This window comes from Mammaliicoccus sp. Dog046, from assembly GCF_034039665.1.
Lineage (GTDB): Bacteria > Bacillota > Bacilli > Staphylococcales > Staphylococcaceae > Mammaliicoccus.
This window is the reverse complement of sequence record NZ_CP120131.1, coordinates 541382-555542: the sequence shown is the minus strand read 5'-3', so window position 1 is coordinate 555542 and position 14161 is coordinate 541382. Positions and strand designations below refer to the sequence as shown.

Below are 14161 nucleotides of genomic sequence, written 5' to 3'. Positions count from 1 at the left end.
TTTTACTGACTATTTATTTGCTTTATCTAAAATATGTTCTTTTAAATATTTTCTTTGTACTTCTAATGAATAAGGATCATTATACCAGAATGTTTGTGCATCAATTTCAATTACGTGATCATTCTTAACAGCTGGAATAGCTTTCCATGCTTCAGTCTTAGTGAATTCAGGTTTTGCTTGTCCTTTTGTTACTGGTAAGAATAAATAATCTCCGGAATATTTTTCAATTTCTTCTTGAGAAATCTTCTTCCATCCATCTTTCTTCACGTCTTTTTCAACGCTTGTAGGCATCTTCAATCCAAATGCTTGGTATAGAACTTCAGTTCCTCTTCCCCAGTTCTCGCCGTAAGTATAGATATCTTTTTGGAATGCTTCAATGACAGATACATTTGTGTCTTTTCCAATTTTATCTTTAATTTCTTTCCCGTCTTTCTCTGTTTCTTTCTTCCATTTCGCTACCCATTTTTTAGCTTTATCTTCTTTTCCTACTAATTTCCCTAATTCTACTTGCATGTCTAAGTAATTATGTTTTGCATAGTTATATGGAATGGTTGGTGCGATTTTTTGATATTTCTTAACATTCTTGTCAGTATTATAAGTAATAATCAAGTCTGGTTTTAAAGCTGCAACTTGTTCCACATTATCTTCACTGACTTTTTTGATGCCTTTAATTTTATCTTTAAGTATTGGTGTTTGATCCGTTGTTGCCGGAACGCCAACAGGTTTTACACCTAAATGTAATAATCCTCCAACATAAGATGGTGCTAAAACAACAATTCTCTTAGGTTTTTTAGGAATATCGATTTTTTTCCCGTCATCTAATTTATAATTCACTGTCTCATTATTGGATTTAGACTTGTCCCCATTATTGTTACCACAAGCTGCAACGAGAACGGCTAAAGCCATAACCAACATTAAAAGTTTCTTCATAATTGCCTCCTAATTGATAATGAATTTCATTTACGTCATATTTTATTATATATCCCTTAATGATTTATAGCAATATAAATTTCAACGTATTTATTTCTCGCTCGGCAATGTTTTTACAAAAGTAAATAGCACAACTGTTTGGCAAAATAACATGAAACACAAACCTAACCTTATATAGAAGTGATCAACCATCCAGATAGAAAAGCCAACGACGATATATAAACTAATAAGTAATTGGAACTTTTTCTTTAATGTATAACCTTTATATTTTTGAAAATCTTCGACATATGATTTATATATTTTAGTTCTAACGAGCCAACGATGAAATCGATCAGAGCTTTTGGCAAAGCAAATGACTGCCAACAATAAAAATGGCGTCGTTGGTAACAATGGTAATACAGCACCTACAAAGCCTAATATTGTTGCAAGTATACCGATCGATATGAGTACAAACTTCATGTAGCTACCTCTCTTTAATCAAATTACATTCATTATAGGAATGCCCCATAAAAAATTGCAAGCGAAACATTCCCGTCATATTGTTGAACGTATTTTCAAATGCTCAAATAAATTAACATCTTATAGAATCGAGGGGGTTTAATTGCAAGAAAATAAATTAAAGGGCACCTTACTTGTCATGCTCGGGGCGACATTTTGGGGTCTTGGAGGAACTGTAACTGAAAAGTTGTTTACTGAATATGAATTACCTGTCTCTTTATTTGTTGCAATTAGACTTTTACTGAGTGGCTTTTTATTATTGTTAATAGCAAAATTCATACAAAGAAAACCATTAACCCCTGTATTTAAAGTAAAGCACGCTTTAGTACAATTATTAATCTATTCTTTATTCGGTATGCTCGGAGTTCAATATACATTTATGGCGACCATTGATAAAGGTAATGTTGCAATCGCAACGCTTTTACAATTTTTAGCACCGGTTGTTATCCTCATTTATTCATTATTAGCGAGGAAGAGTACATTTCGTTGGATGGATATCATCATTATCACATGTTCTTTATTTGGAACGAGCTTATTATTAACGAATGGTGATTATTCAACATTATCTGTTCCACCACAAGCAATTATTTGGGGATTACTCACTGCATGTGCTGCCGCATTCTACACCGTATACGCTGTAAAATTATTCGTGAGTTGGCCGTCTTTAGTCATCATAGGATGGTCAATGTTTATTGGTGGTATCGCATTATCTATCATCAATTTAGATTTTTCTTTTCCATGGCATTTACTCGATGTTAAAGGAATCATCTATTTTTCATTTGTCATTACATTTGGAACGATGTTTGCATTCTGGATGTATTTAGAAAGTGTGAAATATATTAGTCCACAAACAACTGCTTTATTTGGTGTATTAGAACCCGTAACTGCTGTTATCTCTTCAGTACTTTGGTTAAAGGTACCTTTAGGGCTATGGCAGAGTGCCGGTATGTTTGTTATATTGGCTGTTGTATTATATATGTCGATAGGTTCTCGTCCAAAAATAAAAAAGGGATCGGGACAGAAATCTAATTTATAAAAAAAGCTGAGACATTACATTATATGTCTCAGCTTCTTTCTTCTATTGCTTTCTTTGCTAATTTTGAAATCGTAACATCATCCATAGGTGGATTATGTAATCCCGCACGTACATCTCTATAATATCTTTGTAATGGACGTTCCATTTGTAGACTTTTCGCACCTACAATACGCATAGCTGTATCGATCACTTTAATCGAATGATTTACGACAACATGTTTTGCTGCGCCAAGCTCAACGTCAATTTGAGATTGTGTGACGGATGGATTTAAATAATGATGAATAACACTATAAAGATAATGTCTCGCCATAGATAATTCTAACTCCATATTCCCAATATTTTGTTGAACAGGTGGAAGATCAGCAATTACACCTTCTATACTCCCTGGACTATACTCATTCGCAAAGTCTACCGCATAATCACGTGCTGCTTGTCCAATACCTAAATACACTGCAGGTATATGTAAATTCCACGGATTAATTTGATTACCTCTTGAGTCACCGGCAACTTCAACTAAATATCTTTCTTGCACTTTCACATTATTTAATACTAAGTCATGACTTTCCGTTGCTCGCATACCTAACATATCCCAATTTTCAACAATCTCTAATCCTTCAGTTTCACGAGGGACTAAGAAAAATCCAACTGATTCTTTTTCAGGAATATATGCACCTATCAAGAAATGCGTTAATCTTTGACTCATCGTTGTAAATGTTTTAACACCATTTATGATGTAAGTATCGCCTTCATGATCAGCATAAGTACTTGGTCTTGCACCACGCGTCGGACTACCAGTTTCTGCTTCACTTACCGCACGATTGACAATTGCACCGTTCAAAATGTCCTCTGAAAATTCTTTAAGTAACGATTCTGACCAAATGCGTTCTTGATATATTTGTCCAACTACACCCATATGCCAACCAATTGCTAGTGCCGTAGCACCATCAATCTTTCCTAGTGTTTCTTGAAATAGGATGATATCTTCTGGCGTTGCACCTGAACCACCATAGGATTCTGGTAACACAAGTTTTGTATATCCTTGTTCAATTAACCAGTTGATATTGTCATAAGGGAACTCAGCATTTAAATCATTTTTATTCGCATATTTTTGTAATGCTTCTTTATGATTTTCAAGTTTATTGACCCACTCTTCTTGAAAATCATTCTTTATAAATAAATCCCTACTCATCGTATCCACACTCCTTATTCATACTTTATCATTGTAGGTATGAGCTTTCAAGATTAATCCGACTATATCAATAAGTTTTGATACCATTTTGATTGCAGATAATATCGTGCGATTGACCCTGAATCGCACGATATCTCGGCTCATACCTTTAAGTCTTTTTCTCATTAACTACCATATAGCAAGAGGCTGTCGAAATGTTATCATTTCACAGCCTCTTTTTATCTTAACTATTTAGTAGCTTTCGCCTAATTCATTAAAGTTTTGATCATTATATACTTTTTCATCCATTTGACCAGTTACTTTTGCAGTAGCTGTTCCGGCTAACATTGAATCATTTACATTCAATGCTGTACGACCCATATCAATCAATGGCTCTACAGAAATCAACACACCTGCTAAAGCAATTGGTAAATTTAAAGTTGATAACACTAGTATTGCAGCAAATGTTGCACCGCCACCTACTCCGGCTACACCGAATGAACTAATTACAACAACACCTATAACAGATAAGATGAATGGTAAATCGATATCTACACCTGCACTTGGTGCAATCATAATAGCAAGCATAGCTGGATAAATACCCGCACAACCATTTTGCCCTATTGATAAACCAAATGAACCTGCGAAGTTAGCGATACCTTCAGGGACACCTAAACGTGACGTTTGTGTTTGAACATTCAATGGTAATGTACCTGCACTTGATCTTGATGTAAATGCGAATAACAGTGCTTCTCCAACTTTTTTCAGATATGTAGCTGGATTTAATCCAACAACAGTCACTAATATTAAATGAATAATGAACATTGTTATTAATGCCGCATAAGAAGCAATTACGAATTTCCCAAGTGTCCATACCGCTTCAAAATTACTTGTCATTATAGTTTTTGTCATTATAGCCAAAATACCATAAGGCGTTAATCTCAATACGAAAGTAACGATTCCCATAACTAATGCATAAATTGCATCCACGCCTCTTTTGATTAGACTACCTTTTTCAGGTTCTTTTCTCATCACACGTAAGAAACTAAATCCAACAAATCCTGCAAATACAACTACTGCGATCGTTGAAGTTCCTCTTGCACCAGTGAAATCTAAAAATGGATTAGCTGGTAATAATTCTATAATTTGAGAAGGTAAGTCATCTGCAGCCATGTCTTTTGAAGTTTGTTCAATTTCTTGACCACGACTATTTTCAACGCTACCTAAATCAATTTGTGATGCATCTAAGTTAAATACCATTGCATAGATAATACCTACTAATGCAGCAATTGCTACAGTACCTAGTAAGAACGTAAATATCCAAGCACCTACTTTAGCAAAATTTTGACCAATTGTTATTTTAGTAAATGCTGAAACAATTGAAATAAATACAAGTGGCATTACAATCATTTGTAGTAATTTAATATAACCCGTACCAACGACATCGAACCATGATGCAGTTGTTTCTGTTACTTTTGAATCAACACCATATATAAGATGAAGTACTAAACCAAATACGATACCGATACCTAAACCGATCAAAACACGTTTTGAGAATTTAACATGTTTCTTTGTTAAGTATCCTAAAAGCCCGATAAATAATAAGAAAACAATAATATTTATTATGATCCATACCGTTTCCATAACAAACCTCCTAAATCTTTTAATTCCGATACATTAAATAAGAATACACTTCAAAAACGGCATTTGCAATACGATTTTATAATTCTAAATATTCAGATACAAAAAACCATTCCAAGTTGTCGCAAAGCGACTCCTTGGAATGGTTAAACTTCAATATTAAGTTAGATTAGGATGCGAAGATGGCACCCCTTATTTGCACTTTCACTTCAATATGCTAATAAAGACACCCTTTATTTGCACTTTCACCTCAAAATGCAAACATCACTATCGCACATACTAATTTTATTACTGCTGATTACTCAGCAAGTATATCTTCAAACGTCCATCCTTTTTCTAATAATAAATTTCTATAAAATGGATCTTTACCAATGAGTTTGATTTCATCTGCTAATCGTTCGACTTCATCAATATGATGTGTCGTTAATATTATCAGCGTTTCTGATTTAAGGTGATTTAATAATTGATGGATATCATACCTAGACTTCAAATCTATACCAACTGTCGGTTCATCTAATATCAATACACTTGGATTGCTCAATAATCCAATAAGCAAGTTGACTTTCCTTTTTGTACCGCCTGATAACGTCGACACTTTAGCTTTACGCTCATATAAATTGAGTTGGTCACAGTATGATTCTATCAATTCCTTAGAGATTGTATGCTTCTGAAGTGCTTTAAAAAAGGCAATATTCTCATTCACAGTCATATGTTCAAACAAAGCGATGTCTTGTGGTATATATCCAATAGTTTGTTTAATTTCTTTATTGGTTAGTTTTTTTCCGAAATATCTTATCTGACCTTTGTCTGGCTTTTCTAATGCTGATATCATCCTTAACAACGTAGACTTACCTGCGCCATTCTCACCTAATAATATAGTGAGTCGCTTGTCATTAAAGGTTGTATTAAAGTCTTGAAATATATGTTTTTCTTTATAATGTTTCGTTACGTTTTCAACCGTAATCATTTGTTCAACCCCCTATATTTGTAAAAATAGATAGAAACAGCTGACCGCAATTGCCCACATCAATGCCATAAATAATCTATGACTGATTGTTTGTACTTTCAACAATAATAAGCTCATCCCCAATTCGTATATAACAACGATAATGAACGTTAATAAATAAAATTGCCAACTTAAATGCCACGACATAATCATGCTTGTTATGACCACACTTGCCATGATCAATATGACATGCGTGCTTACATACCAGAAATATATTTTCCATATTGTGCCGTGATATAACCTCAATCTCTCAATCGCTGCGCGTTGGTTGATTCGTCGATGTAATAATATTTGACTGCATCCGATCAATAAGAATAATGCAATGATAATACCAGCACCAATTGAAATATCAGCATTCTTTTTATATGCTTCATACGTAATTTGAGAGTGTGGTGTTTTTTCATTATAAGTTTTTTTGATCTTATTAATACTTATATTTTGCTTTGCGTCTGTTAGATGTTTATGGATGATTACAGGTATTTGCTGTTTATATAATGATTTACTCGTCACTTCTAAAGCAATATTACCGATGAAATCTTCCTTGTAATAAAGTGGAATAGCATCTTTCAATTCATTTTTTTCTAGTCTTTCACTGAAATCATCAGGTATTTGAAAACTCACTACCGCTTCTTTCTTTTTAATCAAGTCATCAATATAAGGTTCATCATCAGGAATGTTAACTACCTCAATATATTTCGTATGTCTCAAATCATTGATAAGTGATTGAGACACTTTGGAATGATCCATATCTTGAATCGCGATAGGCATTTTAAATAGTTTATTCGATGCTGATTGTACCGTGTTCACCACGCATAACGTTAATATGATCATTAATAGAAAGATTAAATATTGCTTCCATTGTTTTTTCACTACTAATGTAAACATAGATTTCATTGACGATACCTCCAAATTAAAGACATCGCTAATGCACCGACCATAATGATGATATTCCAGTAAAACATTGGATGTGTATCTAAAATATAATTATTCAAAATCAATTCAAGTAGCTGATTAAAAACAATCGTCGATGGAAAACCAGAAATATAATTCCCACCTATTTCTTTTAAATAAATAACCGGTATAATTGCGCCTGATAATAGAATCACAACGATTGATAGCACAATTTTACAGAAATAATTCATAGCGTTTCTAAAAGTAATATCTATAAAAATAAATATCATTGTTAAAAAGGCTAAATAATAAAGTAAATGTATGATTAACGTTGCTATGTTGTACATTTCAAATTCAGGTTTTAGAAATGTGAGTATAATCCACAAACCAACGCCCGACCATATGATTGTATACATTAAGCTAAACAAACCTCTCACAATTGTGAGCTTTTCATAGGAAAAATGAAACATCTCTAATCGTGATTTTAAAGCTTCTTTTTGATTCATTTTCAAAATACTAAACATTGAAAAGAAAAAGAAAAATATAGATAAGAAATACATAGATATCGTGTAATAACTGAATGTATCAAATACCTTAACTGATTGTTCATCAAATGAGCCATTCCTATTTAATCCCGTAAACAGCATATCCGTCATCATTGATAAAGTATCCTGTTCAGTCGCACTTGGATACAATGATACATAGGACATCGCACCACCCATTGAAAGCATCAATCGACTATATACTGATTCAGATAATTGTCTTATAACGATACTTTGCGCAGATTGATCATCATAAGTATTTACCTTAATTGGCAATTCTCCATTTTGGTAAAAGGCTTTTGTCATCCCATCTTGAAATATAAAATAACCATCAATTTTTTTACGTTTTAATAATTTGTGCGCTTGTTGTTCATTGTAATGTTTAATATTTAAATCATTACCTAAAGACTGACCGTCACCAACCGCATTTAAAATAATTTTCGTTTCATTTGTTTTGTCTTTATCAACTATGCCAATCGTAAAGTGGTTATCTTTTTGATTATATTGATTCACCGCAATAACAGCACCTAATAATAAAACAAATAATACAATTAAATATACAACTAAGTACCACTTTTTAATTAAAAAAGAGTGGTATATGTTGAACAATTTAAATGTCGACATATAACCACTCCTCACTTTATTATTGTAAATCTTCAGCTAATTTCATTGCAATGTCTTCAAAATTATCTCCAATTTCATCAGTAATATCCATTACTTCTGAATCTGATAAGCTATTGAAGTCTTTAGCGCCTTTTGTATTAAACTTAATATCTTTCTTCAATTCTGTCTTACCATCTAATAAGAATTTAATGTTTTCACCATTAACATCAAAGTTAAGGTTAACTTTTTGTTTTTGCTGGTTATTCTTAGCATCTGTTGTAAGATCATTTACATAGTTCAGTTTAAATGGTTCACCGTATTCTTCTTTGAATGTAATTGCACCTTCATCTTTACGTTTATCACCATTCGTTTTAGATTTATTATCTAAATCAACTGTTGTTTTAGAAAATTCATTTTCTTCAAATATCAATTTGTACTTATCTTTAATATTGTCACCAGAAGTTGATTTACCTTTTAATGATAATGATCCATCTTCACCTGGAACAGTTACTTTATAATCTAATTGTACACCGTCGTCAACAACATTTGTACCAACGATTTTTAATGATTCGTCATCTTTACCTTTAATCGTAATATCACGTTTAAGGATTTCTTTACCATCTACATAAATTGTAGATTTAATAGCTGGGTATTCTGAAACTTTTTCTTTTTTAGCATCTTTTAATGCATCATCAATTTTCTTGTCGAAGTCACTAACGTTTGCTTGTTTCTCTACCACTTTGTTTAAATCTTTATCTTTTTTAGCTTCTTTAAGAATTGCTACGACAACTTTCTTCGTATCTTTAGAGCTTAAGTTCATAGTTACTTTCTTTAATTCTTTTTCATCTTTAAAGATTTTCACTTTTTCTTTATCTTTCTTAAAGTTGTCATCATCTAGCTGATCAACAAGTAAATCACTATAACGTTTTGAAATATCATTAATTTCATCTTGAGAAACTTGTGAACCAGATAAAATTGTATTTAAATTCATTGAATCATTCGTGATTTTTTGTCCATCAGTTGATTCAAGAGGTTCGCCAGTTGCTTTTTCGACACCTTTTTTGATTTCGTTATTTTTCACTTTGTAAATATCATCGAACAATGGAGATTCAACATATTGATTATTTTTATCTGCGCTCCATTGGAAGTTACCGATATTATTATCAGCAATAGTAGGTTTAATACCTAATTTTGATTTTTCTTTTTTAGGATCTTGTCCAACATTAAATACGATGTTCGTTGAATCTATAACTGATTTTGGTACGCCTAATTCAGACACTAATGAATCTGGAATGTCTGCACCTAATTTAAATGTAGATTCATATGACTCGTCTTTCATCTTGTCTTGGAACTTCACTTCGTTTTCAAATCGGTCATTGAAATATGTTTTCCAAGTTTTTGCTGATTCTTGTTCACTTAGCAGATATGTATTCTTAGGCGTATTCGTTATAAAGTAATACGCTGCTGCTCCGCCAATACCGACTACAGCTAAAAATGCTACAACAATTGCAATAATGATAAATTTTGCCTTTTTTGACATTTGAACACCTCTTTTAATTTTATAAATATATCATATCAAAACAAATAACTTTATGAAATAAAATTTAAAAATTTTTTATATTTTTTTATAAACACACATTTTTCCCGGGTGATTAAAACTTGTTCTCATTTTATTTTTACGAATTTTGATAATTTGTTTTTTGGATGGCCATAAAGCAGGATAAATAACCATACCTTTCCATTGTTTCCATAACGGATCAATATAGTAATAATAGTCATCATCAAATCCTACTAATAGCGTGACATGGATATTTGTAATATATTCTTTACCTTTACTTTCTATTTTAAATGTCTTTTTTATTGGTGATTGCCCTAAAATTGTGTGATAAATAACAACCGGGTGACCTTTTTCAATGTGTTTTTCTAATTCACTTAATTCAGTACCTGTTCCATCAACAATATCGTCGTCAAACTGGTTTAAAAATTCAGCTAATACATTCGGAAAAATTGTTTGATGGTGTCCAAATTTCACAAAAAAGTGATTACCTACATAGCCTTTTTTAGGATTATTATCATGCCTCGGCCAATGTTTCATAATATAAGTAGCATCTATTTGTTTTCCATAATAATTAAGCAACATAGAACTTGCTGTTCCTTCGCATCCCATGATCATTGGAATCGGAAATAATTGACTTTTCGGTTTCACATTTAACATATTTTTCATAAGATTACGCCCTTTCATAGATCTATTATAATCCCAAAAAGGGTGAGACAGAAATCTAATGATTAACAATAGATTCCTTCGTCCCACCCTGTCGATGAGGCATTTATGTCTTTGCCACATTATTCACTATAATATTTCAGCTTCAATATCCATCAATAAGTTTTTTATCTTTTTATGTTGTGCCTTGCTTACTTGAATTGCAACAGTACGTTCATCTTTTTCATTTCTCTTTTTAGCGATGAGTCCTTTGTCTTTTAAACTTTGAATCGCTTTAGAAATATAATAAGGTTTAAACTTTGATTGTTTAACAATATCCTTTACATTATAACAATCGCGCTCACCTTTATAGACGTATACTAAAATATACAGCTCTTCAAAAGTTAAAACAAATTCACTTTTTATTTTAGCAAGATGTTCTTTCGCCTTCTTATTAATAGATACTAATTCCACAATATTTCTGATTGCTATTGTTTCCATTCCAAACAACTCCTCTAATTATATTAGCTTATTGTTGAATTGATTATTGTGCAGTCTTTAGTATCTATAGCAAATTCATCCTTTTCAACACAATTTATTAATAATAATTATTATTTTATACTGAGTTTTTAAAACATTCAATAAATTTTTAAAAAATAACTTTTAAACAACTCGGAATTTTTATAAAACCCCTTAGTATCAAGGGTTCTGACGTTCAATCAGACAAATTCTCACTACTGTTCACTTTTGAGTTTTATTATATTTGGAAAGTTTATACTTTATTGAATATGCAACAATACAATGTCAGAAATATTTGTAAAAACTTTATATTAATAAAAAATGCCCTTTAAAGATTACATCAAATTATGATGATCTTTAAAGAGCAAATATTCATTTTTAAATTTTAATTATTTTTTCTTACCTAAAGTATCTACAAAGCTTAATGCAGATAAACCTAATAATGTTAATGCTTGTTTAGCACCTTTGAATCCGTGACCAGCTTCATAATGTTTATAAGCAGCAACAGTCATAACTGATCCTACTAACACAGAACCTAATCTTGATAATGATTTATTACAAGCACTTAAGAATAAGAAGATAGAACCGATTAATTCAAGTCCACCTGCTAATTTCATTGAATTTCTTGAAAGACCGAATCCTTCTTCAAATTGTTGTGCCATACCGTCATCATCTTTAACCTTTGGCTTACTTGATTCAAAAATTTGTTTACCTACATATACATTTAATAAATATCTTAACATTACTTCATTTCCTCCTTGTTTTTCATATATTCATCTACAATTGGTTTTACTTTTTCACCAAGTAGTTGAATTGATTTTAATACTTTTTCATGCGGCATAGAACCTACTGGTAAATGTAACATAAATCTATTAATACCCAAGTCTTCATATAATTGAATAATTTTAGATGCAACTGTTTCAGGACTCCCTACGAACAATGCACCATGAACAATTTCTTGTTCAAATTTATCTAATGAATAAGGTGGCCATCCACGTTCTTGTCCTAATTTATTAATAGAATAAGCACTAGATGGAAAATAGTCTTGTTTTGCTACTTCATCTGTTTCAGCAACATATCCCCATGAATGAGTCGCAATTGGAAGTGTCGCTGCATCAAAGCCGTGCGATTCTGCAACTGCTTTATACATTGCAACATTTCTTCTAAAACGACTCGGCGCACCACCAATGATAGCATAAGTAATTGGCAATCCCAATTTTCCTGCTCTCATCGATGATTCTGGATTACCGCCTGTAGCTAACCAAATCGGTAATTTTTCTTGTACAGCTCTCGGAAATACTTCTAATCCATTAATCGCTGCTCTAGTTTCTCCTTGCCAATTGACTGTCGTTTGTTCATTAATTGCGAGAAGCAGATCTAATTTTTCTTCGTATAGTTTGTCATAATCTTTCAAATCATAACCGAACAATGGGAATGATTCTATAAAAGAGCCACGACCAGCCATAATTTCTGCTCTACCATTGCTCAATGCATCTAAAGTCGCAAACCTTTGATAAACTCTTACTGGATCATCTGATGATAACACCGTCACAGCTGATGATAGTCTGATGTTTTTTGTTTGCGGTGCTGCTGCAGCTAATACAGTCACAGGATCAGATACTGCATAATCTTCTCTATGATGTTCGCCTAAACCATATATATCTAGACCAACTTTATCTGCCAATTTAATCTCTTCTACAATTTGATTAATTCTTTCCTGTGCAGTATAAGGTCTTTCAACACCATCAATAGGTGTTATTTCTGCAAATGAAGACAATCCAATTTCTAGTTTCATATTTTTCACCTCTAATATAAAAAGTATACTAGATATAATTATAGTACTTAATTTTAAATTGTCAATAGCTATACCTTCTATGTTCAAATTAATTATTTTTAAAAAAGAAGACCACTCATATAACGACTGAGTGGCCTTCTTTTTTATATTTTTATTCATTCGATTCATCTTCAATATTACAAAGCTTTAATATTGCCTGTTTCAACGGTATTTGTGCTTCATCTATCCTCAATTGATCGATGGTTTCTGGGTTTAAATAAATACACTTTACTGGTTGATCATCCTGAAAAGCAACGACTGCTTCACCATCTTCTGAACCTTCAAACATCGTTTCCACACTTGCAAAATATTGTCCTAGTACATATATGATCGCATCACAATAGCGAACTCTATCTTTTTTATAATCTTCAACTTGCGCATCATCAATATAATACGCATCAACTAGTGTCATTCCCTCTATGTGTGCTGGTTGATTATTATCTTTAGATTCATTAAGTTGATTGTCTTTTTTAAAAAATTTAAACATACTTAACTATCCTTTCAGAATGGGTAAATGAATTACCTCTATATTATTAATATTTATTTTACCATAGCAACTGGACATTCTTCTATGTTTTCATAATATTCATCAACCACTTCATCAATAACATTTTTAACTTCTACTTCAACATCTTTATTTATAGAAACTAATACGACCCTTTCATCTATTCTATTTCTCTCTTTAAAGATGTAATTCATCTTTGCCAACTTTTTAATCGTTTTATTGATTTTCACAATATCCCAGTTGAATTTATTTTCAAGTTCTTTCAAAGTACATAGTTCATTATTTGATTGATATAAATAAAGTAATATCATGACATGATCTATATTTAAATCTCGTTTATCGTTCACGAAATGATTTAATGATGAAATGATATTATAACTGCTAACCATATCACCTATTAAATTTTCTTTGTTATACGTGATGACTTTGTCTTCAAATTCAAGTTGAAATGCTTGATTAACCTCTTGAAATAATTGCTTTATTTTTATTTTGTGACGAGTTTCTACTATTATATGTACTTTTCTTTCGTCAGTTTTTGAACGCTCTTTTTTATAGTATCCCAAATCGTGTAAATATGAAATGACATGTGTAATCATCGTTTGGTTTATTTGAAGTAATCTTTTAAATTCTTGAGTCGTAAATATCTCTTGTTCGTGATGCACATCGATATATTTCAAAACTTTCAAATGATGCACATTTAATTCAAAACCTTTTTTAAGCATTTGCTTCGTATATATATTCATACAATGTAGATTTAATAATGCGTTTATGTGTTTGTCCATTTTATT

The 14161-nt window shown here is 31.7% G+C and carries 15 protein-coding genes; 1 reads left to right on the top strand and 14 read right to left on the bottom strand.

Features of this window, described 5'->3' with window-relative positions:
• Positions 1 to 9: 9 nt before the first annotated feature.
• Positions 10 to 930: an ABC transporter substrate-binding protein gene (locus tag P3U32_RS02625; protein WP_323704057.1), complete on the bottom strand. Its 921-nt coding sequence runs from the start codon at positions 928 to 930 to the stop codon at positions 10 to 12.
• A gap of 90 nt (positions 931 to 1020) precedes the next feature.
• Positions 1021 to 1389 carry a YbaN family protein gene (locus P3U32_RS02620; RefSeq protein WP_323704056.1) on the bottom strand — a complete coding sequence of 123 codons (369 nt, stop codon included), beginning with the start codon at positions 1387 to 1389 and terminating at the stop codon, positions 1021 to 1023.
• 142 nt (positions 1390 to 1531) lie between these two features.
• On the opposite strand from P3U32_RS02620, the gene P3U32_RS02615 reads away from it, so the two are divergent.
• Positions 1532 to 2464, top strand: a complete 933-nt coding sequence (locus tag P3U32_RS02615; protein ID WP_323704055.1) for a DMT family transporter — start codon at positions 1532 to 1534, stop codon at positions 2462 to 2464.
• A gap of 28 nt (positions 2465 to 2492) precedes the next feature.
• On the opposite strand, the gene P3U32_RS02610 is transcribed toward P3U32_RS02615, so the two are convergent.
• The 12 genes from P3U32_RS02610 to P3U32_RS02555 all read right to left on the bottom strand — a co-directional run bounded on the left by P3U32_RS02610 (position 2493) and on the right by P3U32_RS02555 (position 14155).
• Entirely contained in the window at positions 2493 to 3653 is a 1161-nt protein-coding gene (locus tag P3U32_RS02610; protein ID WP_323704054.1) for an acyl-CoA dehydrogenase family protein, read from the bottom strand.
• A gap of 231 nt (positions 3654 to 3884) precedes the next feature.
• Positions 3885 to 5276: an L-cystine transporter gene (locus P3U32_RS02605; RefSeq protein WP_323704053.1), complete on the bottom strand. Its 1392-nt coding sequence runs from the start codon at positions 5274 to 5276 to the stop codon at positions 3885 to 3887.
• A 295-nt stretch (positions 5277 to 5571) separates the two neighbouring features.
• Entirely contained in the window at positions 5572 to 6240 is a 669-nt protein-coding gene (locus P3U32_RS02600; RefSeq protein WP_323704052.1) for an ABC transporter ATP-binding protein, read from the bottom strand.
• Between the two features lie 12 nt (positions 6241 to 6252).
• Complete coding sequence (locus tag P3U32_RS02595; RefSeq protein ID WP_323704051.1) at positions 6253 to 7173, bottom strand: ABC transporter permease; 921 nt, start codon at positions 7171 to 7173, stop codon at positions 6253 to 6255.
• Complete coding sequence (locus P3U32_RS02590; RefSeq protein WP_323704050.1) at positions 7170 to 8336, bottom strand: ABC transporter permease; 1167 nt, start codon at positions 8334 to 8336, stop codon at positions 7170 to 7172. Before P3U32_RS02590 ends, P3U32_RS02595 begins: the two co-directional genes overlap by 4 nt.
• Before the next feature lie 19 nt (positions 8337 to 8355).
• Positions 8356 to 9855 (bottom strand): DUF6583 family protein, encoded by a 1500-nt coding sequence (locus tag P3U32_RS02585; RefSeq protein ID WP_323704049.1) that lies wholly within the window; start codon positions 9853 to 9855, stop codon positions 8356 to 8358.
• Positions 9856 to 9930: 75 nt separating this feature from the next.
• Positions 9931 to 10539: a C39 family peptidase gene (locus P3U32_RS02580; protein ID WP_323704048.1), complete on the bottom strand. Its 609-nt coding sequence runs from the start codon at positions 10537 to 10539 to the stop codon at positions 9931 to 9933.
• A gap of 126 nt (positions 10540 to 10665) precedes the next feature.
• Positions 10666 to 11016: a transcriptional regulator, SarA/Rot family gene (locus P3U32_RS02575; RefSeq protein ID WP_323704047.1), complete on the bottom strand. Its 351-nt coding sequence runs from the start codon at positions 11014 to 11016 to the stop codon at positions 10666 to 10668.
• A 407-nt stretch (positions 11017 to 11423) separates the two neighbouring features.
• A complete protein-coding gene (locus tag P3U32_RS02570; protein WP_323704046.1) occupies positions 11424 to 11777 on the bottom strand; it encodes a hypothetical protein in 354 nt (117 codons plus the stop codon).
• Positions 11777 to 12829, bottom strand: a complete 1053-nt coding sequence (locus P3U32_RS02565) for an LLM class flavin-dependent oxidoreductase (protein WP_323704045.1) — start codon at positions 12827 to 12829, stop codon at positions 11777 to 11779. Before P3U32_RS02565 ends, P3U32_RS02570 begins: the two co-directional genes overlap by 1 nt.
• A gap of 151 nt (positions 12830 to 12980) precedes the next feature.
• Complete coding sequence (locus tag P3U32_RS02560) at positions 12981 to 13355, bottom strand: hypothetical protein (RefSeq protein WP_323704044.1); 375 nt, start codon at positions 13353 to 13355, stop codon at positions 12981 to 12983.
• Positions 13356 to 13408: 53 nt separating this feature from the next.
• Positions 13409 to 14155, bottom strand: coding sequence for a transcriptional regulator, SarA/Rot family (locus P3U32_RS02555; RefSeq protein ID WP_323704042.1), 747 nt, complete (start codon positions 14153 to 14155; stop codon positions 13409 to 13411).
• Positions 14156 to 14161: the final 6 nt, after the last annotated feature.

Bases quoted from the DNA above. Each gene is read 5' to 3' on its own strand.
- P3U32_RS02560 (WP_323704044.1), bottom strand. From the start codon at position 13,355: ATGTTTAAATTTTTTAAAAAAGACAATCAACTTAATGAATCTAAAGAT.
- P3U32_RS02570 (WP_323704046.1), bottom strand. From the start codon at position 11,777: ATGTTAAGATATTTATTAAATGTATATGTAGGTAAACAAATTTTTGAA.
- P3U32_RS02580 (WP_323704048.1), bottom strand. From the start codon at position 10,539: ATGAAAAATATGTTAAATGTGAAACCGAAAAGTCAATTATTTCCGATT.
- P3U32_RS02555 (WP_323704042.1), bottom strand. From the start codon at position 14,155: ATGGACAAACACATAAACGCATTATTAAATCTACATTGTATGAATATA.
- P3U32_RS02600 (WP_323704052.1), bottom strand. From the start codon at position 6,240: ATGATTACGGTTGAAAACGTAACGAAACATTATAAAGAAAAACATATA.
- P3U32_RS02590 (WP_323704050.1), bottom strand. From the start codon at position 8,336: ATGTCGACATTTAAATTGTTCAACATATACCACTCTTTTTTAATTAAA.
- P3U32_RS02585 (WP_323704049.1), bottom strand. From the start codon at position 9,855: ATGTCAAAAAAGGCAAAATTTATCATTATTGCAATTGTTGTAGCATTT.
- P3U32_RS02605 (WP_323704053.1), bottom strand. From the start codon at position 5,276: ATGGAAACGGTATGGATCATAATAAATATTATTGTTTTCTTATTATTT.
- P3U32_RS02625 (WP_323704057.1), bottom strand. From the start codon at position 930: ATGAAGAAACTTTTAATGTTGGTTATGGCTTTAGCCGTTCTCGTTGCA.
- P3U32_RS02610 (WP_323704054.1), bottom strand. From the start codon at position 3,653: ATGAGTAGGGATTTATTTATAAAGAATGATTTTCAAGAAGAGTGGGTC.
- P3U32_RS02575 (WP_323704047.1), bottom strand. From the start codon at position 11,016: ATGGAAACAATAGCAATCAGAAATATTGTGGAATTAGTATCTATTAAT.
- P3U32_RS02595 (WP_323704051.1), bottom strand. From the start codon at position 7,173: ATGAAATCTATGTTTACATTAGTAGTGAAAAAACAATGGAAGCAATAT.
- P3U32_RS02565 (WP_323704045.1), bottom strand. From the start codon at position 12,829: ATGAAACTAGAAATTGGATTGTCTTCATTTGCAGAAATAACACCTATT.
- P3U32_RS02620 (WP_323704056.1), bottom strand. From the start codon at position 1,389: ATGAAGTTTGTACTCATATCGATCGGTATACTTGCAACAATATTAGGC.